Source organism: Burkholderia sp. SJZ089 (assembly GCF_007828315.1).
GTDB classification, from domain to species: domain Bacteria; phylum Pseudomonadota; class Gammaproteobacteria; order Burkholderiales; family Burkholderiaceae; genus Burkholderia; species Burkholderia gladioli.
Window position 1 is genome coordinate 1 of record NZ_VIUM01000039.1, and the last position, 23,295, is coordinate 23,295.

General features: G+C 61.8%; 18 protein-coding genes. 7 read left to right on the forward strand and 11 right to left on the reverse strand.

Translation table 11 applies throughout. The features are described 5' to 3' along the window. Window positions 1–1,279 precede the first annotated feature (1,279 nt). The 5 genes from FB600_RS36180 to FB600_RS36200 all read right to left on the reverse strand — a co-directional run bounded on the left by FB600_RS36180 (window position 1,280) and on the right by FB600_RS36200 (window position 6,816). Window positions 1,280–4,597, reverse strand: a complete 3,318-nt coding sequence (locus FB600_RS36180; RefSeq protein ID WP_145758242.1) for a hypothetical protein — start codon at window positions 4,595–4,597, stop codon at window positions 1,280–1,282. A gap of 830 nt (window positions 4,598–5,427) precedes the next feature. Then, a complete protein-coding gene (locus FB600_RS36185; RefSeq protein WP_145758241.1) occupies window positions 5,428–5,691 on the reverse strand; it encodes a hypothetical protein in 264 nt (87 codons plus the stop codon). Window positions 5,692–5,699: 8 nt separating this feature from the next. Further along, window positions 5,700–6,023: an H-NS histone family protein gene (locus tag FB600_RS36190; protein ID WP_080630273.1), complete on the reverse strand. Its 324-nt coding sequence runs from the start codon at window positions 6,021–6,023 to the stop codon at window positions 5,700–5,702. Window positions 6,024–6,133: 110 nt separating this feature from the next. Then, entirely contained in the window at window positions 6,134–6,508 is a 375-nt protein-coding gene (locus tag FB600_RS36195; protein ID WP_145758240.1) for a hypothetical protein, read from the reverse strand. A gap of 14 nt (window positions 6,509–6,522) precedes the next feature. Then, window positions 6,523–6,816 carry a DUF6388 family protein gene (locus FB600_RS36200; protein ID WP_145758239.1) on the reverse strand — a complete coding sequence of 98 codons (294 nt, stop codon included), beginning with the start codon at window positions 6,814–6,816 and terminating at the stop codon, window positions 6,523–6,525. 328 nt (window positions 6,817–7,144) lie between these two features. Here FB600_RS36200 and FB600_RS38270 point away from each other — a divergent pair, with 328 nt between their 5' ends. Together FB600_RS38270 and FB600_RS36210 are read left to right on the forward strand one after the other, a co-directional pair. Beyond that, a complete protein-coding gene (locus tag FB600_RS38270; RefSeq protein ID WP_186467899.1) occupies window positions 7,145–7,567 on the forward strand; it encodes a GNAT family N-acetyltransferase in 423 nt (140 codons plus the stop codon). A gap of 9 nt (window positions 7,568–7,576) precedes the next feature. Next, complete coding sequence (locus FB600_RS36210) at window positions 7,577–8,086, forward strand: hypothetical protein (RefSeq protein ID WP_145758237.1); 510 nt, start codon at window positions 7,577–7,579, stop codon at window positions 8,084–8,086. Window positions 8,087–8,205: 119 nt separating this feature from the next. On the opposite strand, the gene ligD is transcribed toward FB600_RS36210, so the two are convergent. Then, complete coding sequence (ligD, locus tag FB600_RS36215) at window positions 8,206–10,755, reverse strand: DNA ligase D (RefSeq protein ID WP_145758244.1); 2,550 nt, start codon at window positions 10,753–10,755, stop codon at window positions 8,206–8,208. A gap of 324 nt (window positions 10,756–11,079) precedes the next feature. On the opposite strand from ligD, the gene FB600_RS36220 reads away from it, so the two are divergent. Both FB600_RS36220 and FB600_RS36225 read left to right on the forward strand, forming a co-directional pair. Continuing rightward, window positions 11,080–11,913 (forward strand): hypothetical protein, encoded by an 834-nt coding sequence (locus tag FB600_RS36220; RefSeq protein ID WP_145758236.1) that lies wholly within the window; start codon window positions 11,080–11,082, stop codon window positions 11,911–11,913. A gap of 628 nt (window positions 11,914–12,541) precedes the next feature. Continuing rightward, complete coding sequence (locus FB600_RS36225; protein WP_145758235.1) at window positions 12,542–14,215, forward strand: hypothetical protein; 1,674 nt, start codon at window positions 12,542–12,544, stop codon at window positions 14,213–14,215. Between the two features lie 113 nt (window positions 14,216–14,328). On the opposite strand, the gene FB600_RS36230 is transcribed toward FB600_RS36225, so the two are convergent. The 5 genes from FB600_RS36230 to FB600_RS36250 form a co-directional block, all read right to left on the reverse strand. Continuing rightward, entirely contained in the window at window positions 14,329–14,793 is a 465-nt protein-coding gene (locus tag FB600_RS36230; protein ID WP_145758234.1) for a GNAT family N-acetyltransferase, read from the reverse strand. Further along, window positions 14,775–16,367 carry an IS66 family transposase gene (gene tnpC / locus FB600_RS36235; RefSeq protein ID WP_145758233.1) on the reverse strand — a complete coding sequence of 531 codons (1,593 nt, stop codon included), beginning with the start codon at window positions 16,365–16,367 and terminating at the stop codon, window positions 14,775–14,777. Before tnpC ends, FB600_RS36230 begins: the two co-directional genes overlap by 19 nt. Window positions 16,368–16,398: 31 nt before the next feature. Continuing rightward, window positions 16,399–16,749, reverse strand: coding sequence for an IS66 family insertion sequence element accessory protein TnpB (tnpB, locus tag FB600_RS36240; RefSeq protein WP_145758232.1), 351 nt, complete (start codon window positions 16,747–16,749; stop codon window positions 16,399–16,401). Then, window positions 16,725–17,216: an IS66-like element accessory protein TnpA gene (gene tnpA / locus FB600_RS36245; RefSeq protein ID WP_145758231.1), complete on the reverse strand. Its 492-nt coding sequence runs from the start codon at window positions 17,214–17,216 to the stop codon at window positions 16,725–16,727. Before tnpA ends, tnpB begins: the two co-directional genes overlap by 25 nt. Window positions 17,217–17,441: 225 nt before the next feature. Then, complete coding sequence (locus FB600_RS36250) at window positions 17,442–17,879, reverse strand: hypothetical protein (protein WP_261383547.1); 438 nt, start codon at window positions 17,877–17,879, stop codon at window positions 17,442–17,444. 155 nt (window positions 17,880–18,034) lie between these two features. On the opposite strand from FB600_RS36250, the gene imuA reads away from it, so the two are divergent. Genes imuA through FB600_RS36265 form a run of 3 tightly spaced genes read left to right on the forward strand, consistent with a single transcriptional unit; the run spans window position 18,035 to window position 23,204 of the window. Next, window positions 18,035–18,754, forward strand: a complete 720-nt coding sequence (imuA, locus tag FB600_RS36255; protein ID WP_145758230.1) for a translesion DNA synthesis-associated protein ImuA — start codon at window positions 18,035–18,037, stop codon at window positions 18,752–18,754. Further along, entirely contained in the window at window positions 18,672–20,150 is a 1,479-nt protein-coding gene (locus FB600_RS36260; RefSeq protein WP_145758229.1) for a Y-family DNA polymerase, read from the forward strand. Before imuA ends, FB600_RS36260 begins: the two co-directional genes overlap by 83 nt. A 6-nt stretch (window positions 20,151–20,156) precedes the next feature. Beyond that, window positions 20,157–23,204: an error-prone DNA polymerase gene (locus FB600_RS36265; RefSeq protein ID WP_145758228.1), complete on the forward strand. Its 3,048-nt coding sequence runs from the start codon at window positions 20,157–20,159 to the stop codon at window positions 23,202–23,204. The last annotated feature ends 91 nt before the right edge of the window (window positions 23,205–23,295 follow it).

The window sequence follows — 23,295 nt, forward strand, 5'->3', positions numbered from 1 at the left end:
GCTCGATGAAACGCATCGCGAAGCCGTTGAGCGAATTCATGCCATCTGCGGGAAACGTCCGAGTCCAGTCGATGGGTATTTCAACGGCCTGCTAGCAGGTGCTGCACGCCATCGGGTGTCGACTCGCCGATCCATTCGGAGAGTTGCCAGCCGTTTTTACATTCGACCGTGCTCATCAAGCCTTTCAGGTACGCGAGTGACCGTTGCCGTGGCTCCGGACGCTTGAACAAGTCGCCGAGTCGTCGATGCAAAGACTCTAGTTCATGCTCCCACACTTTTTCAGTTGAAGGCATCGGCCATTTATCTCGTCATCCTAATTATTTAGTATAGTGAAAAATCTACGGCTGTAGTACTAAAGCAGAGAGCAATTGGAGGGGCTGCTGCTGACAATGACCACGTGCAAAGCTGGATGGAACAGCCGCTTTTGGGAAACTCGACTGACCGCTCGGGGTCGTTTAGAGTCTTTCGCGGCGCGTCAGATGCGCACTTTGCTGTGGTGTGCCTACTCCGTTATCAGGAACTGTCCGCGATAGCGAGGTAACCCATCACATGCCGCTGGTCAGCGAATGGCCACCGACATCGACGCCGGCAGCGCCGTCCCAACAGAGGGAGATTCAGGTCGACGAGCCGCCGGCCAGCAGTCCACCGCTGCGGTCGGCGGCGCCGTCACGAGTATCCGGTGCCGCGTGCTGGGTGCGGACCGGCATCGAATGATTCTGGACCCCATACTGCTGAGTGCCTGCCTGGTCGCTCTATCGGCCGACTGCACCTCGGGCGCGGGGTCGCAGGTGCGGACCATTCCACCGGGAATTAGGACGCCGGCCAGAGACTCCTGAGGTGTGATACACGGTACAAACAGAAACCCTGCGGCAGTGCGGCCTAGTAAAATAGTTGCGCACACAACCAATTTGACATAAAAGGAACTAACGTCGGATTGGGTTGTAGCCGTCATATCCAGCCGCTCGCGCTCGACGCGAACTCGCCCGCGGCCACCGGCGCGCTTCGGCGCGACCTGCAGCGTCACACGTCGCGGCTACCGTCGGCCGCGTCGCCGGGATGTGCGCTGACGAGGTGCGACGGTGGTTTCGGCCTGAGTGCCGACGTCGCAGCGGCCCGTAGCGGCTTCGATCTATGGCGTGGCGAATACTCACACTTCCTTCCGACATGCCGCCACATCCCGTCAGACGCAACACCAGTTAGATCGGGATACCACACTGCGCCGGTCACACCTGTTTGCGACCTGCAACCTCGGCGCACCGAACGCGTTCAGCGGTATCGTTCATACCGTCGAGGCTTTGCCTAGATCCTCCGTCAGGCATGCCGGCTTGCCCTCTCGCCATATTCCGTAGAGAGTGGTGACGCGTCCGTTACCCTCCTCATACGCGCTGAACGTGTGCGGGATCTCCCGTGGTTGGTCGCGCCACTGCGTCGCGGTCTCGCCCCGCTCCTGCCACCGATGGTGCGGCACCGACCGCCCCTCGTATCGCTTACGAATGGCGCTACCGATGTCAGCACGATTCGACATGAAGTCCTGTCCACTGTGCGGCGGAAAGGCGACACTGGCCAGTCCGTGTTCAAGAGCGAGATCAATCGCAAGATCGAAGTACGCATCCACTACCGAATTGGGTTCATGGCTCGCAACCATCGATACAGTCGGGTTGATAGCACGAATAATCAGCGACGGACGCATCGAGTCGATAGCGTCCACGATCTCCGAATACAGCAGCGCCATCCCGGCGAGCTGACCGGTCATTGGATCGAAGACCACCAGATGCGCGTGACGTGCCTCAGCCCACATCGTCGTGTTGCCGCCGCTGCAGAGCCCCGTCGCCTGTTTCGCGAAGAAGGCGGCTGGCCGCTTGGAGACAAAGGCATGGAGCGTCGACTGATGCGCTGCATCGCGCTGCGTCTTAAATTTCCGCTTCTCCCGCTCGCTCCAACCACGGTAAACCTGCAAAACCTTCTGGCGTGTTCGCGCGAGCGCATTGACTAGCATCGCATGGGCGTCCGCGTCCTCGCTCGTGCTCTTGTCCAGACGCAACGAGAGATCGCGTGCTTCCGTCGCGCTCAACCTCGAGACGAATTGTTCCTGTCCGGCGTCGAGCGCGTCCGGCAGGACGATCCGGAAGAAGTCATGCAATTCACCGATTTCGCGATGAGCGACCGCGCTTTCGTCATCGAGATCGGACATCGCCTCTAGGCGCCGCGTCACCCATTCTTTAACCTGCTCATCGGCGGCGGCTGCGGCAAGCAGGACACCAAGATGACGATGCAGCATGTGCTGGTCGGCAAGCGGATTGGCTAACAGGCTGCCGCGAAGGTGCTTGGCCGCGTCAAACACACTGATGTCCGCTTCGCAAAATCGGCGTGCAAACCGTGCGGCAACGGCGAGCGCTGCCAATCCAGCGTGGTCGAGCGGCCGGCTGACGCGAAAGGTGTTGCGCTGCCAACGCATCAGGTAAGGCTCGTCGCGATACCACCGCTGCCATGGGGTGTCGTCGACGCGTACCCGGGTCCAATACTCCTGGACCGAGGTGGCCGCCACGCCATACGTCAAGGCGATCGCTTCCGCTTCCAGGTCCGAGAGCACCGGACCGGTTGGCCCTCTTCCACGCGCTGTCTCTGCGATCAGAGGCCGGAAGACCGACAGCAGCGCCGACATTGACGACTCCGCCTGCGACGTGGTTTCCAGCAAGCTGCGCAGCAGCACACCGTGCGTTGCGTTCAGCATGACAGGCAGAAACGGCTTGAGTGCCTCCCGTTCACGGAACTCAGCCTGGCCACGCGCCTTGTGATACGCCTCCCAGCTTTCGTCGGTACGGTCGACGGGCGACGCGATGAGTGGGCGAACGCGAGCAGAAACGACGTCCGCGAGACATTTTCGATTTCCCTCTAGGACCGCGAAATTCTTGCGTCGAAAGGCATCTTCGATCAGGACACGCTCCGCATCGTCGAGGATCCGCGGACCAGCGTAATCTTTTACGCCCCAAGCGTCGGCATAAAACCAGTCGTACAGTGCCCGGATATCGGTCAAACCTTGCTCCTCGACCACATAGCGCAGCAACGATGGACATATGTCCATCGCGAATAGCCGCTGATTCAACGCGTCGAGCGTCTTTGCCGGCATCCGCTCGGCGAGGTATTCCAACGATGCAACGTTCCCGCGGCGATGCGCGCGCACCGCCCAATTTGCCACCTCCGCTGCCGCGCCCCGGTTATTCAACGGTCCAACCACGCTCAGCAATTTGTCCAGAGACCAGCCAGAAACGACGCTATAGGCTGAATTAAAGGCGGCAATCGAAGCGCGATCGTTGTAACCATGCCGGGCGATGACGTCGAGGTACTGTTTGAGGAGTTCATCGCGACCATGCAGGACGTAGTTCTGGTTGTGCGCGATATCAACCGGAGTCAGCCCGGCGCCCGCCAGGCAATCGAGATGCGCGACGGACGCCGTGTTGGACTTCGCGACCTGTACCAGAAACTCTCGCGCATCGACCAGATCATCGAGCGAGGCACCGTGCGCGCGCATCCAGGTCACCACTTCGACGGGTGCTGCATGCGTGAGATCTAGCAACGTTCGGAAGCGCTGGATGTCGTCAGCGGTCCGCGCGCCGATTGTGTCGAGGATGAAATGCCAATGGTCAATTTCGGTATCCCAAAGCCGACGTCCAACTGCATCAAAGAGGCCCGCGACATCGACAAGGCCACGGGCGTGACACAATGACAGGACGAGCGATAGTCGAACCGCGTTGTAGCTGTAGGGGTGGTTGAGGATCTCGGGGATTCGCGCCTTCGGCATACCTGCCGACTTCAACACGCGCGCCATCTCGCGCAGATCACCGACGTCGATTTTCAGGGTGGTGTCGGAGTAGTACGAGTTGCGGGTGGGCAGCCAACGGAGGTCGTCCAGTCGTTCAAGGATGCCTTCGTCGATCAAAGTGTGAACCACGTCGTGCTCATATGTTCGACGGACGGCGTGCCACGTTTCGGGAATGGCGGTGACATCGTTCAGACCAAGCCGCATCAGCACATCGATGTCGGCGCGCTCCAACCCAAGCAGATCGTCATAAGCCGACGCGCGGTGGGCGAGGGGCAATGCACGTAAGGTGCGATCGATGCCACTGGAGTAGGGCGACCGGATCGACCACACCGGTGCGACCAGGCGTTCGAATACATACTCGCGGCCCAAATACGAGCGCGTGCGCCTGAGCAGCGCGCGACCCACCAGCAGTCGCACACGGTGCGGGATGTACGGCGTGACAAGCCCCCACAGTAAAATCAACCACCAGGGTCGCGTCATTGGTACATAAGCCGGGATCCCCAACGCTTTGCGCATCATGGGCAGATGTTCGGGGTTCGGCTGCCGGCGCAATCCAGACATGACACGCTCGCGGAGCGCCTCGAGGCCATCGCGCGCCTGTCGCCATGGGCCCAGCGGTTTAGCGTCGTCTTCGTCTTCATAGCGGAACGAGGTAGACCGATCGGCCGCGGCAATCTTCCTGCTGATCGCAGTCAGTTGCTCCGCCCGCCATGCGCGATACGCGTGTTGGAACGCCAGTTTCTGCTGACGAGAGGGTCGTCGGATCGGCCACGTCATTTCACAAGTCCAATGATGAGGAAAAGTCTAAAGAATAGCGTGGATAGGGGGTGCCCTATGCGCCGGAAACTGCGCGCGCCCGGGGAGACGACCTTCGTCGTCGGCCGTCCAGTACTCGTGCCGCACTGACCGCCCCGTTCCAGCGCCCGCGGTAACCTCCCCGATGAGCTAGGGAAACACTGCACAACTCACCTCCGTATGTGCTTGCAATGAATCGCCGTGCGGGGGAGCATGTGGCGCATGAAACAATCGGAGCGTGGCGCATTTGTCGTTGCGGCGCCGGACGGCGGAGATCGACTCGCCAATGAAACGGCCCCGCACGAACGCGGGGCTATTGCTGGCTATTCGGCAAGGCACACAAAAGCCACATGCTGACTTTACTAGGCTGCCCCAGGCACTAGGGCTAGATTTCGGCGAGATGGTCGGGGTCGGCGGCGCCTCTCTCGAGCACCTGATGCCGCCCTCAGCCCGGGTCGGGCTCGGCACTAGTCAGCAGCTGTTCTGCGACGATCTGCGCCTCTAGGCGCGAGCAGCTGGGCCCCAGTGCAGCTCCGGCTTGGCAACGACCGGCAGCTGCGACACCAGGTCGACGAGCGGCTGGTCGAAGAGCCGCCGCTGTGATCGCTCTCGCCGACGTCCGTATAGTTGCACGCGCAACTTATTTTACATAAGGCGATTTAACGGCGCCGCAGGTGTGTAGTCAGGTTGGAAAACGTCGAATTTTCTGGTAGCGCACTGCTGGACAATCGGTTCTCGTGCCGACGCCGCTCTATAGAAACCGGCGTCGGGGTCGCCGCCCCGCAAAGAATTTTCGCCATTTCCCCATCCTCTTATACGTGCGCAGACGAGCCTTCCTGACCATCCAGACGAAGTGCGATAGGACCGTAGGCGGTCAGGATTTTGGTGATGCCGAGCTCGTCATCGACGGCGAGTGCGTCGCGCTCGGCAACCAGCACGGCGCGCGCGGCGATCGCCTGGGCGAGCATTGGCTGGCTCGGTTCAGCTCGCGACTCCTCCACGGCGATCATTTCCACCTGGCGCGCGATAAGTTGGCCGATGGTCTGGCAGGCCACTTCGTATTCGACGGATACCATCTGCGTCCTCAATTTTCGTCGGATTGATTGGTTAGTAGATCGGGCTGGATCAGAAACCGCGCCGGGTCGTCACCCAGCCAGACTGGCTGGCGACCCTTCCCTGTCCATGTTTTGCCTGAGATCGGATCGCGATACATGGGTGTGTTCGACACTCGAGTCGAACGGCGCTTCGCAGCCTTCTCATGCAGGTCGTCGACACCGATATCAAGATCCTTCATCAGATCCCGAATCTGCACGATTGCAGCATCGCGCTCCGCCTTTCGTGCGATGGCAATGCGAGCATCGAGCGCTTCCAATTCCGCGAGGAGAGACAGGTAACCTTTTGTCGTCATGTTTATCGCTGTAGTTAACGTCTGTTTGAGCTCACCTACTGCTTCACAAGGAGAGGAACGCCGCAATTTTTCGTGCGGGTCACCCTCATGCGCGCCATTTTACGGTTGCGTCAGTGTGCGCTTGCAGCGCATGGATTCTCGCGCAGGAACCGAACCATATCGTTCCCTTGTCCCAGTACCGCCGCACTGCCGGGCTGATACCGTGTGACTTCGGTTTCGTGTTCCCCCACTGATTTAAGGTTGATCAGCGTGAGAGGTTGTCGGAACCATGCATAGCCGCCGGAGACGTTGATGAAACCGCTCATCTTAGGCTCCGTCATGCCGAGACTCGATGCGGCCTTCTCCGATCCTCTTTCATAAAGGCAGCGGTAATCCGTAGCTACGACGAAGTTCGCATTTGGTTGCAGTTTAGCCAATTCTTCTTGATTCATCGCACAGCCCGCCATTCCAAACGCCAAGAGAACGATGTATAGAGCGTGTTTCATCTGACTTTCCGATGTCAAAGCCCGGAGTTTCTCTTGATGGTCGCGCGGCGTCGCTCGACCAGCGCATTGAACTCATCTGCGGTCTCGGCGATATAGCTGAAAAACAATTCCACGGAATCTTCGCCCTTCGCCCTGGCCTCTTCGCTTAGCTCGCGCATGATCTCGTTCTCGCGGAGGTGTTCCAGACTGATTCCCAAGGCGTCCGAGTGGGCCTTCGTCAATGCCTCGATCCGCCGCCTGATTTCAGGGTTGCTGTCGAGGAAGCGCTGGCGCCCGACGGAGAGTTGCTTGGGTGTTAATTTACTCATTACTTTCCCTAGCCGGCGACGCCGGCGTTTTCTGATCTAGAAAGTGGAACGTCGATCCAAACCCCTCCCCCTGTTGTTCGCGTCCTTGCGGGCGTGATACCTAGGCCGTGGACGCTGTCTTCCAGTGTAACTCGCACAATGCCACACCTTCTCGGGAAGTGCGTGCGGCTGTTGAACGGCCGGCCGGAATTTCTCGCTCCGCGTGCGAAAAGCCACTATATTTAGTGCCCGCTGCGGCAAGAAATGTCTAGATTCAGCGCTGAGCATCTGGCCGGATTTACGCTGAAAAGCTTGCCGCCACGCACGGTTCTGGGAAATGAGGGTTCGCATGAACAAGAGCGCTATCGTCGCAGCAGTGGATGGGTGGCAGTGCTTCAAGCACGATCTTTTACGCGCACGGGCGCAACGGTCGAACGGTGGGTGGGCAAACTATTTTCTGCTGCATGTTGGATCGGATGAGGCAGGCCTCATGGTTTTAGACATTCTTGATCGTCCCCCATGCGCGGTGATCCGAGAGATATATGTCTTGCCCGATTTTAGGCAGGGGGGTTTAGGGGATCAGTTGTTAAGTCACGCTCAGACAGTAGCGGAGCATCGCCTTCTGCGTACGCTAAAACTTGAGGTCCGGCCACTTGATGCAAGCACTAGCTTGGAATGGTTGACCCAGTGGTATCTAAAACGTGGCTTTAGAGAAGATCCGACTAGGCCCGCTGAGATGATCAAGGAATTTGCCGGCTCAACGGTTAGCTAGGGAAAAGAAATGAAAGTATCTTCACGCCACATCGGAGTTGCTGCGGAGGCAGCTGCGGCTGCTCTGTTTGCGCGAGTTGGGTACGATGTTTCGGTGCAGTACGGAGCAGACCAGCCCGAGTACGATTTAATCGTCGCAGCTGGCGAACGCATGCTCAAGGTTTCGGTGAAAGGTAGTCAAGATGGGCGTTGGGGGCTTTCGCAAGGATGTTTGGTGAAAGGCACCCGGGACTACCACTCGGCGGCGGAGGCTTGGCGTCTTAAACATACGCCGCGAACCATCCTCTGCCTTGTCCAGTACAAGGGCATCGCTGTTGAGCAGATGCCGCGTGTCTATCTCGCAACCCCGAATGAAATTGCCGGACGACTGTGCGCCACTGCCCGGGGTCGAGGCGATACCATTTTGTACGAAAAGCATGTGTGGGCGGCGAGAGCATACGGGGCCGGTTCGATAGAAGAAATCCCAGCGATCTGGGCTTTCTCAGCAGAACGTGTCGAAAAGTTGTTATCGATTGCGTAGAGGAAGAACTCCCGCCCCGCTAGTGGTGCTGCGGCGATAGCCGCCTGTTTTGCCACTTCGAAATGCCTCCCGGATGGGTCTGCTATCAATCCGCAGACTGCCTGGCTGCAGCAACGGTCTCATCGCTGGTGCAAGCGACGCCGTAGAGCCATCGTGACGGACTGGCGAACCTTGGGATAGTCCTTCCACGGATCCTCGTAGCCGGCTGCGAGCCGCTTCAGCACGTTGCTCACGGTCCACTGGCCAGCGCCCTTGATTTCAACCAATTCATGGTGGTGGATCGGCACCGACACCGGCAGCCCCTCTCGGGCCCGCGTCGAGAACGCCGCTACGGTGGTCGCGCCTTGGTTGTTGCGCAAATAGTCGATGAAGATCCGCCCCACCCGGTTCCTCGGTCCCGACACGGCGGTGAAGCGCTCGGGAATAGTGGCGGCCATGTGACGAACCAGCGCCTGGCTGAAGTCCTTCACATCGTCCCATTGGACACGCGGCGTGAGCGGCACCACGACGTGTATCCCTTTGCCGCCGGATGTCTTCACGAAAGCCTTGAGGCCGAGCTCCTCGAGCACCACCAGCGTCAGTTGAGTGGCTTCGACCATCCGTTTCCACGGCAGTGCCGGGTCGGGATCCAGGTCGAGGATCAGTCGATCCGGGCAGTCGAGATTTCGCTGTGTCGCATTCCAGGTGTGAAACTCGACGGCGCCCATCTGGACAGCGCCGAGCAGCGCCTGCAGGCTGTTGATGATCATGACCGGCTGGCCTGCATACTCCTTCCCGAGCGAGGCGATATCCGGGATGGCCAGCTTCGCGGCATTCTTCTGGAAGAACAACTCCCCGGCAATGCCGTCGGGCGCACGCACGAGGGCGACGGGCCGGTCGCGCAGGTGGGGCAGCAGCCAGGGCGAGATCTCGGCGTAGTACCGTGCGAGCTCGACCTTGGTGATGCCGCTCGCGGCATCGATCACGCGATCGGGATGCGTGATGCGGACCTGGTCCAGGGCACCTCGCGCGCCGGTTGTCGCCGGCACTGGGGCGCGCCGTCGCGCAACGGCACGCCGCGGCGTCGCTCGCTCCGGCTCGATGTCGACGGCGGGCTTATCCGTTCGCAGCCCATGAAAGACCGAATGCCGGACCACGCCCTCGCGTGTCATCTGCGCGTAGGCGACCTCCGCCAAAAGCTCCGGCCTGACCCAATGGACGCCCTTCGCTTCGTAGCCCGTTGGCGGATTCGCCAGGGGCGATCGCTTCGTTTCGAGCGGCTTCAGTTGGCCGAAGATCGTGCGTAGCGTGGTCGCGTTGAAGCCGGTGCCGACCTTGCCTGCGTAGCGCAGTTCGCCTGAATCGGCATCGTGTAGGCCGAGGACCAGAGCCCCGAAAGCGCTACGGCTACCACTCGGCTCCGTGTAGCCGGCGATCACGAACTCTTGGCGGTGGCGGCATTTCAGCTTGATCCAGTCGTCCGAGCGCCGCGATTGGTACAGGCTCCCGGCGCGCTTGCCGATCAAGCCCTCCAGCTTGAGCTCGCACGCGCTGTTGAGCATCGTCTCGGGCGAGTCGTTGAAATCCTCCGAGAAGCGGAGCAGCGGACTGCGGCTGCGCTCGAGCACGGCCGCCAAGGCACCGCGACGAGCCTCGAGCGGAACTGCGCGAAGGTCCATGCCGTTCAGATACGGGATATCGAACAGGTAGTAGTGAATCTGGCCGCTACGCTCCTCTTCGAATGCGTTCTGGAGCGCCTGGAAATCTGGCAACCCGTCCTGGTCGAGCACGACGACCTCGCCGTCCAGCCAGGCCGACTCGAGTTTGAGGCCGGCCAAGGCTTCCGCCTGGTCAGGCAGCTTCGCGGTCCAGTCATGGCCGTTCCGCGTGAAAATCCGGACCTCCGTCCCGTTGATCCGCGTCAGCATGCGATAGCCGTCGAATTTGATCTCGTAGCGCCATTCGCCGTCCGGCGCCCCGTCGACCAGGGTGGCGAGCTGCGGCTTGAAGGTGGCTGGGAGCGGGGCTTGGCGCGCACCCTCGAGCGACGTCGTAGATCGAAGTGGGCTCGCTCCGGTCCTGCGGCCGCCCTTGGGACGCGCGGCGGTCTTTGCGGCGCGCTTGCCAGGTATGCCGCGCTCGCTCAGCACGCTGTCCGGCAGAGCCTCGACGATGTCGTACTCGTCCGAACGCCGCGCGGCGTCGTCGCCGGACTTGATCAGGAACCACTGTTCCTGCTTACCCTCCATGCGCGTGCGCACCAGGTGCCAGGCGCCGGCCAGCTTCTCGCCGTCGAGGGTGAAATTCAGTCGCCCTTTCCGGTAGCCTTCCACAGGATCACCGTCCGGGATCCACACGCCGCGGTCCCACACGATCACGTCGCCGGCGCCGTAGTGCCCCTCGGGGATATGCCCTTCGAACGATGCGTACTCGACGGGATGGTCCTCGACGTGCACCGCCAGACGCTTGACCTTGGGATCCAGTGACGGGCCTTTGGGGATGGCCCAACTTTTCAGCGTGCCGTTGAGCTCGAGCCGAAAATCGTAGTGGAGGCGCCTGGCGTCGTGCTTCTGCACGACGAATTGCAATGCGCCGCGCCCACGTCGTCCGCGCGCATTGCGCGCGCCGGCCGGCTCGGGCGTTGAGTCGAAGCGTCGCTTCCTGTCGTATTCGTCAAGCGGCTTGCCCATTTTTCCCTCCTGGAACGTCGCGGCGCGCAGGCACGCCACGCGAACTCGGCCGGCCGATCGCCGCTCCGTTCGTATGCTCACGCGTCCCCGGGGCGTATCAGGAAGCGTTCCCGGCGTGCGGCCAACACCGGGCGGGTCGGCAAGCCATGGGGCAGCAGGCTTAGAACAGCTCGTCGTTGGCTGGCCCGGGCGCAGCGAGCTCCTGCTTTTTGCGGCGAGGCGGCCGCGGCGCCGGGTGTCTCCCCGATACGAGCCGTTCGCATGCAGCGCTGCAATCACTAAGGTACGATCTGGTTTGGGTACTAACTACAACAAGGAAGTGTTGTGTCTACAAATTCCGAAACTACAAAACCAAAGCTGGCGGAGGCACTGGCCATCGTTGCCGCGATCTTCGCTGTCGGTGGAATAGGAGACGGTTTCTACCTGCTTTGGCATAACCAGACCGCGAACGCGTCGCTGGCCTTCACCGTCGGCATACTGCTCCTGCTGTTCAGTCAGTTCGAGCGCTTTGAGTCCGTCAAGGGATTCGGCATTGAGGCCAAAGTCCATCAGCTGGATGACAAAATCCGCGAGGCCGACCAAATCAACGCGACACTAAAGAGCCTGACCACTACGCTGGCGCAACTGGCATTTGAGATGATGTCCCGAATCGGACGCTTGCGAGGTCCTATCGAACGGAAAGAAAGCCTGCAAATCGAAGAGTCACTTCTACAACAGATGCGGAACGCGAGTATAACTGACATAGACATAGCCCGTGCGGTCCTTCCATTAAGAATGGTGGTGGCATACGATATTCTGCGACCAGCGATCAACCAAGTTGAAGAGCGGCTAAGGGCGTGGGAGTCTGCCGCACACAAGCGCTATTCGGCAGTGCGTCAGCCCATCAACATGTCCGACCCTGAGTATATCGGTGCGCAAGTCGAGTTGGACAGGGTAAGAAAAGTGCGGGAGCGATTGCAAGCCGTTCGCGCATTAGCTCACGGGACGAAACAGAGCGAGGATTTGCGCCAACTGGCGAAAGACATGCAGGCGAACGCAGAGACTGCGGACTTCATTCCAACTCAGGAATTTTATGAAGCGCTTGACGACCATGCTCACTACGTGAAGACTGGGAAGCACCGAAGCGTTGAACGTTGGGTTGCTGGGGAACTCGATTGACAGTTTCTATAATGTAACTGCTCGTCCGTGTGAGGATGACGTGTGGGCGTTGCTATCGGAGATGCACGAATGGCTCATAAGCGCGATCCGCAAAGGCATACCTGATTAAAAACACGTTGAGTGAACTTGAACGCTTATCGAAAAGGACTTGGCGGCGGACTTCATCGAAGTCTCTATCAGCTGCATGTGAAGCTGGTCGTCGACTATCTATCCGAAAACGTCGAGTGTCCCTTCTTGGCCGGAAGTCGTCGGTCGGCGCTCGGGGCGGCTTGACCGGCGACTTTCGACCCCGAACTGTCCTTCAACTCCAGAGGAGGTATGGCCGCTTACTAAGTCGAGCGGTCATTCGCTAGGGGTACTGACTGACTACAAGTCGTACGTCACCGCCCGCTCGCCTACGGTATGATTTGTCTCCGCCTAATCATCGCCTCTTGCGTGCTTCAATTGTTGGCACGCCGCGTTGTCAGCGAGCGCGACAGGAACCACGATTACTCTTTGATCGATGTCGTTGAAATGCCCTAATCTGCCTCGGACCGCAATCGTCACTGACGATCCGTATCTTGCAGCGCGCTTCTCTTGTGCGCTTGCGCGCAGGGGCTTTTATGTCCCAGTACTCGATGGCCCCCGCATGACACGCCACGACGCCGAGGCTGAAGTGACACGGCGTAACAACGCGCTTGCTCGACTCGAAGCGAGGGAAGTAATTCTCGCTGGTCTGAGCGATGATGGCGTCGCGGCGATGATTGCGCGCTTGCCAAAGAAATATGTGCGGCTTTGTACGGCCGATGATGTCCCAGCGTTCGCGCCTCCTGAGCGGGCAGCGCGGGAGCCCCTGCGGTGGGGGCATGACGCCATCGGCGCGGGTGTGCTGCGCGCCCTTTATGAAGGACGCTTGATCGAGTTCGACGGAAGCTGCTCACCATCGGCTGTTATAGCGGGCAAGACCGCTCATTTGGTCGTATGCGAGGCCGGAGAGCCCTTGTCAGAAGTAATTGCCGCTAACTATGCATTCGCGCTTGGCGCAGGTTTATGCACCATTCCAAAGGTTGATGAGACGGATGCCACGGATATCCTTGAAGCTTATTATTCGATTGATGACGGGTGCCAATCGCAAGCCGAAACACGTCAGCACCTCAAGGCGCGCTTACGCAGACTCTGTGGCGACATAGTCCTTCCGCGCGGTGGTTCACTAACTTTCTTCTCGCGGAAGCTGCCGTTCGGCGTCGCTTTTCCAGAACTGCCTTCGACACACCTCTTTACGTACCCCGATCTGGGGATCGCGGTTATTAATGGCTTCGTGGCCGAGCAACCGAACACGCGCGGGGTAAACGTCGCAGTACTGGTCGACCCTGAAAGAACGCGCGCGCCGGAAATCGAGGCAGCGGCAAAAGTTTTGCCTAGCAAACAAATACTCGTTCGGGGCTGTCGCGGGGCTGCTGCCAATGTTCGCGATGTAACGGAGATGGTTGATCTATTTCCGTATGACCTTCTGATCTTCGCCACGCACTGCGGGGATGCAAAGGGGTACCGTTGGACGTATCAGTTCACTGACAGCGAGCATTTAGAGCGAGAACTGGTGGTAGATATCGCGATCGGCGTTGGTCAGACTGATGATTCAGATATGCTGAACGTGACGCAGTTCATCCGCTTTCATTCGCTCGATGGAGTGGACTGGAATGATCCGATCGCAAAGGCAAAGCTTCATGTCGGCACTGCCATTCTCGACTATATTGAGCGGACGGGGAATGGCGATCTGAAGCCCGTCCGGAAGGAATCCGTCGACCGGGTACGCATGTCGGCTGCCATGGCGATGCATGATCACAATTACCTCGCGATGCCGCGTGCTCTGGCCGGACATGGCTCGCCAATCGTCATTAATAACGCGTGCGTATCTTGGCATCAGTTGGCGGAACGGTTCATGTTTGCTGGCGCGAGGGCTTATATCGGCACTCTTTATCCGGTGAACGACCTTGAAGCTGAAGCCATAGTCGTGAAGATACTCGACAAGTATTGGGGTAAAAGCCTCCCACACGCGGTTTGGTCTGCCCAGAACTCTATCTATAGTGCGGGAAGCGACCGACGACCTTATGTCGTCACCGGCGTCTATATCCAACGATTAAGAGTTACGGTGGAGAACATCCCATCCTTTATCATGAAAAAACTCGTGGCCGCTCGCGACCACTGGAAAAAGCGCTTAGTCGCAATTGGTGACCACAGGCCCCGCAAGCAGATGCAGGAATTCGTTCAATATTACGACCGTGAAATCGAGGCCCTCCGTCGAGCTTTCATGAAGGGCCGCTGAGGAAGCCGAGCGACCGTCCGAATGGCTCCAACGGCAGCTAGTGGCCGATCCCAGACAGTCGATCCGCCCTAGATTTTGGGGAAAGTTCGTAAGCGATCAATAAACTGCGCCCGTCAGACAGATACCCGAAGGATTGGAAAAAGCCTTCCGGGAATAACGGATGATTCTTTCTCGCCGATTTTTTCTGCGCCGAGCGCCAGATAGAACGGCACGGCATTGGGATCAGCTTCGATCACGAAGCTCTTGATTCCCCTTGCCGCCGTTTCTTTTCTGAGTTCGGACCATAGTGCACGTGCGACGCCCCGACCCATATGATCAGGGTGAACGAATAGCCACCCGCGAGTAGGTTCATCTGAATCAACCGCGGCCCTGACCCAAAACCCGATTATCTGTTCTTCGGTTTCGGCGACGTAGGCAATTGAGCTTTCGATCATCCCGGGTGTGACCGTAAGGTCGGCGTGCCACAGATCCAGCCATTCTTTGGGGTAGCCCCAGTGCGCCTTCGAAAGAAACGCGAGCTTCGTGAGCTGGTCCGCATCCGAAGGGCGGCCGGCGCGTATCACAAACTGAGGGTACATCTCGCCTCCTGTTCAGCGCTTTCTGGCGGGCAACACCAGGGTAAGAGCGCCTCGTAGTCGCTCACGATGTTCGCGAGCGGAAGTTTCTGGAACAACCATACGAGATAGCGATACGGCTCGACGCCGTTCGCCTTGCACGTCTCGACGAGGGAGTACAGGTTGGCACTGGCCTGCGCGCCGGCGACAGTATCGGAGAACAGCCAGCCCTTTCGGCCAACGACGAACGGCCGGATCGCGTTCTCGCACAGGTTGTTCGAGATCGGCCAGTTGCCGTTACCGACGTATCGGACCAGCTTGGACCACTGTCCGCTCATGTACTGCAATGCCTTGCCGAGCAGACTCGACGGCACGACGCCCGGCAGATGCTCGACCAGCATGCGCTCGATGATGGCGAGCACGCGGGCGCTGTACCGGGCGCGCAGTCGCTGCCGACGTTCGGGCTTCCACTTCGCGCTGCGCGCCTCGGCCGCGAACAGCTTGCCGATCAGCACGACGAAGCGCGTGGTAAGCAGATCCGGCGAGCGTGCGGCCTTCGGCACCGACTCTTCGGCCTTGATGAAGCCGCGGCGCACGTGCGCCCAGCATCCGAGATGCACGAGCTGGTGATCGTGAGCGATGCCGTTGTAAAGTTCGTACCCGTCCGTCATCAGCACAGTGCCGGGCTGCACGCCGGCATAGAGTTTCTGGGCATGTTGGGCGCTGCGTCCTGGCGAGTACGAGAACATCCGCACGGGCGGCCCCGAGCCGTTGACCTGCGCCCATAGGTAACTCTTCGTCTGCGGCCTTCGTCCTGGTTCCTTCAGCACCTGGAACGTGGTTTCGTCGCCGTAGATCAAGTTCGATTCGAGCAGCGCGTCGCGCATCAGGTTGATCACCGGTTGCGTGGCGAGCCCCACCCGCACTACGCTGGCAGCCAGCGTGTTCGACGAGATGTCGCCACCGAAGCGACGCAGCAGCGTGGCCTGGCGATACAGCGGCATACCGTACTGGTACTTGCCAGTGATGATCCACGCCAGCGCGGATTCCGTGAGCAGCCCGCGAGGAATAATGCGCGCCGGTGCAGGCGTGACCTTGATGCCCAAGTCGCAGCACGGGCAAGCGTACTTGACCCGCTGGTGCTGAACGACGCGCACCTGCTCGGGAATCACGTCGAGCTGCTCGCTCGTCTCGACACCGATCTCCACGAGGGCACGGCCGTCGTGCGCGCAGAATCGTTCAGACTCGGGTAGTTCGTGCCGCACGACCTCGCGTGGTAGGTTCGGATCGAGCGGTTTGCGCCCACGCTTGCCGCGCGTGTGAGCGGCGACCGATGTGCCGGGCACGTCCTCGCGCGCAGGTGCGTCGGTAGCCGTCGCAAGTGCCTCGGCTTCGTTGAACAGGCCGAGCTGATCGGCATGGCGCGCCTCGCTCGATGCACCGAACAGTTCGTGCTTGTAGGCCCGTAGCTTCTCTTCGGCCAGATCGCGCTGGGCCGTCACGAGCCGAAGCTCACCGCGCAGCGCATCGCGTTCGACGCTCGCGGCAATCAGCGCCTCGTACTCCTCGGCGCTCAACATGACGGGATTGTTCGGCATGACCGATTAGACCATGCCACCCGCGTGGTGTTCAGCTCATCCGCGCGTAATATCGCTGGGGATGCTTCTGGATCACGGCCAGGTCGATGCCGTCGAGTAGCCAGTGCAACTGCTCGGCGCTGAGCGTAATCGTGTCGCCTCCGTTCGGCCAGACGAAACGGTCGGCTTCGAGTCGCTTGAGCAGCAGCCAGAAGCCGTTGCCGCCCCAGCCGAGAATCTTGATGCGATCGCGACGTCGATTGCCGAACACAAACAACGCCGAGATCATGGGGTTCAGGTGCATCGCGTGTTCGACCAGGATCGACAGTCCGTTGATACCCATGCGGAAGTCGACCGGATTGCGATGCAGATAGACTTTCAGCTCTTCGTCGAACCGGAACACGGCAACCTCCCCAGCATCTGGACGATCGTCGCCAGTTCATCAAGGCTCGCCTTCCCAAGATCGAATTCGACGCCGTTGGGTAGTCGTACATGCACCGCGATCGCCATCAGCAACTCAGGCGATCGCGGTGGTGACGGCTGCTGTGGCGCCGACATCACCGGCACAAATGCAGACGGCGACTCGGGTGAGGGATAGCGGGACGTTGGCCCTGGAATATCAATCGGTACGCCGTCGGCCACAACCTCATCGGCCGATGGCCGTGCAAGTTGCCGTTGTTGATGGCTCGCGATCCATTTACGCAACTGGTTCGGATTGACGTCGTGATCCATTGCCGTGCGAGCAATCGACACGCCAGGCCGCAGGCACAGCTCGACCAGCTCCCGCCGTGCTGCTTCATCAAATTCGCGTCGACCGTCTCGCTTGCGGCCAACTACCAGTCTGTTTCGAAGATTCGGTTGCTCTGTCATTAAGGTCTGAGTGCAAGTGTCCACGCGGACACCTAGCTTCTGACCTCCCGACCGTCATGGGAAGGGCGTCATTTATAGACCGCTTACGAAAGTTCTATCGTCCCTGCCCCTTTTGCTCACCAAAACCGCTTGCTAAATCGCGGCGTTCATATAGGTGCACAAGGCAGACCTCCCTCTCGACAACGACGAATACCGGCCCGCTGAACGTCGCGACGCTCCAAGCCATCACGGCGTCTCAGAGGGTGGCTTTTGCTCGTCGGGAATGTTCGGGTCGTTGTAGTAGACCGGCCCACCTTCATGGCTCGGCTCGGGTGGAAACGAGATCTGCGTCATCGGCATAACGAAGGTGCGTAGCCAGTCATCAAGCGCAGTACAGACGTCCTCGTAAGCATCATCGAAACCAGATCCCTCGGGGCTGCCCGGCGGGTCGGGAAACAGGCTTTTGCCCAATCTGATCATTCTCGGCGTGCAATAGCCGTACCTGTCGAGCTTGGCCTCGTCTGCCACGAAGTCGTAGCTGTTGGCGACGGCCGACACCATGCTGATCGACATCGAGTCGACGATCTCGAACTTCGAGTAAGCGATGCACCAGTCAATGAATGCGCGCTGCATTTCGGTCAGGGGTTTTCGCATGTCGCCTCCTTCCGGATTCGATTTGGTCATCTTACGCTCGCCGGACGCAGCTGCTGCCGAGCGGCGCTTGGCGCCGGCGTCCGGCGGACCGTCAACCGGCTAGTGCAATTCCCGCGCTGGCTTTTTGAGACGGCTGGGTTACAATCGGCAAACCCTGTATATCCATACAGTATTGGTACACGAACATGAACCCCGCTCTCGCTCATCCGGAACGAATTCACCCAGCCCTGTGGCGCGCCAGCCAGCGCGCGCAGGCCGGCGCCGTCGGCATTGAGACCGGACATCCCGCGCTCTCAGCCGAGCTCCCTGGCGGCGGCTGGCCACCCAGCTGCCTGGTCGAGCTGCTGACGCAGCAGCCGGGCATCGGCGAACTGCGTCTGCTCGCGCCGGTGCTTGCGCGCCTAACGCCCAAGCCGATCGTGGTCGTCCAGGCGCCCCATCGCCTGCAGCCGGCCGCGCTCGCATACTGGGGCGTGGATCCTGCGGCGTTCGTGAGCCTGCGTACACCGCGCACGGCCGATGCGCTCTGGGCTGCGGAACAGGCACTACGCGCCGGCACGTGTGGCGCGGTCCTGCTCTGGCAGCACGTCGTGCGATCGGACGCACTGCGACGCCTCAACCTCGCGGCGCAGGCCGGCTCCGCCCTGTTTTTCCTGCTGCGTCCGGCGGCGGCCGCGCGCGACGCATCGCCGGCGCCGCTACGCCTGGCGCTCGCGCCAGCGCGCGACGGCGTCGAGGTGATGTTCGTGAAACGCCGCGGCGCACAGCGCGACGAACCGCTGTTCGTGCCGCTCTCCCCCTCCCCGATTTTGCTTGATCGCCATGGCAGTCTGGATCGGCGTGCATCTGCCGCGCCTCACTCTCGAAACGTTCGTCCCGCTGTCGCCAGCGCCATCGTCGAATGACGGCGCGGGTGTCGTCGTGCTCGAGCAGGACCGCGTGGTCGCGCTCGATCGGCCGGCGGCCGAGCTGGGCGTCCTGGTGGGCATGCGCCGCGGCGGCATCCTTACGCTCGCGCCCGACGCGCGAATCTGCACGCGCGACGTCGCGCGCGAGGACGAGCTCGTGCGCGGCGTCGCGTATGCGCTGCTGCAGTTCACGCCGAGCGTCGTGCTCGAGGCCGAGGCCGTGGTGCTGCTCGACGTGACCGCCAGCCTGCGCCTGTTCCACGGCATTCGCGCGCTTCGGCGCCTGGTCTGCCAGCTGGTGGCGTCGTTCGGTCTGACGGCCGCCGTGTCGCTCGCGTCGACGGGGCCGGCCGCCTGGACGCTCGCCCGAGGCCTGCGCGGCGGATCCGCGCTCGCCGCGCGCTCTCTGCAGCGCGCCCTGGCCCGCGCCCCGCTCGCAGTGGCGCCGCCAGCGCGCCGCTATGTGGAGTGGTTCGACGCGCTGGGCTGCGCCACCCTGGCCGATCTGCAGCGCTTGCCGCGCGCCGGGCTCAAGAAGCGGTGCGGCACTGCCCTCCTTGATTGGCTCGACCAGGTAGCTGGTGCCGCGCCGGCGCCGTATGACTGGCTCGAAGCGCCGCCGTCGTTCGACGTGCGCATCGAGCTGCCGGACCGCGTCGAGCATGCCGATGCCCTGGTGTTCGCCGCCCACCGCCTGGTGCTGCAGTTGACGGGCTGGCTGACCGTGAAGCAGTTGGACCTGTGTGCGTTCGTGCTGAAGCTCGAGCATGAACGCGGCCGCAACGCGATCGCCCCGACCGAGCTCGAGATCGTGCTCGGCGCGCCCACCCGCTTCGAAGAGCATCTCATGCGGCTGGTCAAGGAGCGGTTGGGCCGCCTCGAGCTGCCCACGCCCGCGATTGCGATCGCGCTCCACGCTCATCGTGTGCAGCCGGCCGAAGCCCCGAGCGAAACGCTGTTTCCTGAGCCTGGTGGCACGCCGCAAGACCACGCGCGGCTCATGGAGCTGCTGACCGCGCGCCTGGGCGCCGAGAACGTGCTCGTGCCGGCGCCGGCGGCCGACTTCCGGCCGGAGGTCGCCGCGCAGTGGATCCCGTTCGACCAGCGCAAGAAGCCGGTGCCGGCGCCGGCGGATCTGCCGCGCCCCGCCTGGCTGCTGGAGAAGCCCGTTCAGCTGCTCATGCGCGCGAATCGTCCTTTTTACGGTACGCCGCTGCGCATGATGTCGCCGGGCGAGCGGATCGAGTGCGGCTGGGATGACGGCGAGGCCGTGACGCGCGACTATTTTGTCGGCGAAGACGACAACGGCGTGCATTTCTGGCTGTTCCGCGAGCGCGTTTCAGCGCGCGACGAGCGCGAGCCGCGCTGGTTCCTGCATGGCCTGTTCGGTTGACCTGCGATGTGCGCCGCGCCGATCGGCGTGCTGCCCGCTTATGCGGAACTGCAGTGCGCGAGCAACTTCTCATTTCTGCACGGCGCCTCGCGCGCCGAGGAGCTGGTGGAGCGCGCGGCGCGCCTCGGGTACAGTGCGATCGCGATCACGGACGAGTGCTCGCTGGCCGGCGTCGTGCGCGCACACGTGGAAGCGAAGGCCGCAGGCCTGCCGCTGATCATCGGCTCCCACTTTCGCCTGACCGCCGGCGACGGGTCGCCCGCCCTCGCCTTCACGGCCCTCGCGATGAACCGCGAGGGTTACGGCAATCTCTGCGAACTCATCACGCTCGGCCGCACGCGCGCGGCGAAGGGCACGTATCGCCTGGCGCCGATGGACCTCGAGCATCCCGAAGCACCGCTCGAGCATCTGCGAGGCCTGCCGGACTGCATGATCATCCTCACGCCCGACTTTCCCGCGAACGAACAGCGCGTCGACGCGCAGCTCGAATGGGCCGCGCGCGTGTTCGGCGATCGCGCGCGGGTCGCGCTGACGCTGCATGCCCGGGCGATGGACGACATCCACCGCGGCGCCGTCGAACGGTCTGCCGCGCGATACGGCGTGCCAGTGGTGGCCACGAGCTGGCCCGTGACGCACGTACGCTCGAGGAAGCCCCTGCAGGACGTGCTGACGGCGATCCGGCTGGGTCGCTCGGTGGGCGAATGCGGCTACGAGCTCGCGCCGAATGCAGAGCGGCACTTGCGATCCCGGTTGCGCCTGGCCAACCTCTACCCAGCCGGCGCGCTGGAGGAGACGGTCCGCATCGCGCGGCGCTGCACGTTCTCGCTCGACGAGCTGCGCTACGAGTACCCCGATGAATTGGTGCCAGCCGGCTATACGCCCACGTCGTACCTACGCGAGCAGACTTACATTGGCGCCCATGAGCGTTTTCCGAACGGGATTCCGTTCAGCGTTCAAACGCAGATCGAGCACGAGCTGCAGCTGATCGCGAAATTGAAGTACGAGCCGTACTTTCTGACGGTCTACGACATCGTGCGATTCGCCCGTAGCCAGAACATCCTTTGCCAGGGGCGTGGCTCTGCTGCCAACAGCGCAGTTTGCTTCTGCCTTCGTGTGACCGAAGTCGATCCCGCACGCGGGAACATGTTATTCGAGCGCTTTATTAGTTGCGAACGCAACGAACCGCCGGACATAGACGTCGACTTCGAGCATCAGCGTAGGGACGAGGTTATGCAGTACATCTACCGCAAGTACGGCCGTGATCGCGCCGCACTGGTCGCCGCCGTCTCGACCTATCGCCCACGCGGCGCACTGCGCGAGGCCGGCAAGGCGCTCGGCGTGGATCCGATCATCGTCGATCGCGTGGCGAAGGCGCATCACTGGTTCGATTCTAAGGCAGATCTGCTTGCGCGCTTTGCCGAGGCAGGCCTCGACGTCGAGGCGCCGATGAACCAGCAGTGGGCCGCCTTCGCCACGGCCCTGCTCGGCTACCCGCGGCACCTCTCCCAGCACTCGGGCGGCTTCGTGATCAGCCGCACCAAGCTTTCACGCATGGTGCCGATCGAGAACGCGGCGATGGCCGATCGGACGATCATCCAGTGGGACAAGGACGATATCGAGGCGCTGGGCCTGCTGAAGATCGACGTCCTGGCCCTGGGCATGCTCAGCATGGTGCGGCGCGCGCTGGAAATGATCTCGGAGAAGCGTGGCGAGGCCTTCGAGCTGCAGGACATCCCGGCCGAAGACGAGGCCACTTACGAGATGCTCTGCCACGGCGACAGCATGGGGGTGTTCCAAGTCGAGTCGCGTGCTCAGATGTCGATGCTGCCTCGCCTCCAGCCGCGCTGCTTCTACGACCTGGTCATCGAGGTGGCCATCGTCCGGCCCGGGCCCGTACAGGGCGGGATGGTCCACCCGTTCCTGCGCCGGCGCCAGGGCCTCGAGCCCGTGACCTTCCCCTCGCCCGACGTCGAGAAGGCGCTCAAGCGCACGCTCGGCGTGCCGATCTTCCAGGAGCAGGTCATGCAGGTGGCCATGCTCGCGGCCGGCTTCTCCGCCGGCGAGGCCGACCAGCTGCGGCGAGCGATGGCGGCCTGGAAGCGCAAGGGCGGCCTGGAGCCCTACCACGAGCGCCTGGTGAACGGCATGCTCGCGCGCGGATACGATGAGGAATTCGCCGAAGCGATCTTCGCGCAGATCAAGGGCTTCGGCGACTATGGTTTTCCGGAGAGCCACGCGGCCAGCTTCGCGCTGCTGGTGTACGCCAGCGCCTGGCTGCGCCGCCGGGAGCCAGCGGTGTTCCTGGCCGCGCTGCTGAATAGCCAGCCGATGGGCTTCTATACCCCCTCGCAGTTGATCCAGGACGCACGACGCCGCGGCGTGGAAGTGCTACCCGCTGACGTGACGATCAGCAGCTGGGATTCGACGCTCGAGGGCGACACCACCGCGGCGCCCGTGCGCCTAGGGATGTCGCTGATCAAAGGCATGCGCGAGGAAGCCGCCGAGCGGATCCAACTGGCGCGCGCCGTGCGGCCGTTCGTCGACGCCGCGGATCTCGCCCGCCGAGCGGCGCTCGACCGGCATGATCTGACGGTCCTGGCGCATGCCGGCGCACTGCGCTCGCTGGCCAAGGGGCATCGACGCAACGCCATCTGGACGGCCGCCGCGGCGGTGCCGGACAAGGACATTTTGCGCGGCACCGAGCGCGACGACGAGGCGCCGGCGCTGCCGCAGGCCTCCGAAGGCAGCGAGATCGTGACAGACTACCGCGCAATGGGCTTCACGCTCGGTCGGCACCCGCTCGAGCTGCTGCGCGATCGGCTGCGAGCTGACCGACTGCTGCCGGCGCGCGAGCTCGCGCAGCTGCGCAACGGGCAATTCGCGCGGGCGTGCGGGATTGTGACGGTGCGCCAGCGCCCGGGCACAGCCAAGGGTGTGCTGTTCATCACGCTCGAGGACGAGACGGGACAGACGAACGTGATCGTCAAGCCGGACCTGGTCGAGAAGTACCGGCGCGAAGCGCTTGGCGCTTCGCTGTTGGCCGTTTATGGGTAAGCGGTCGGTAAAGGACGCCTCTCTCCTCCATCTGCGTCACACTCGGTTAAGATCGACTTGCCGTGAGCGGCGAGTTTGCTCAGCGGCAGAT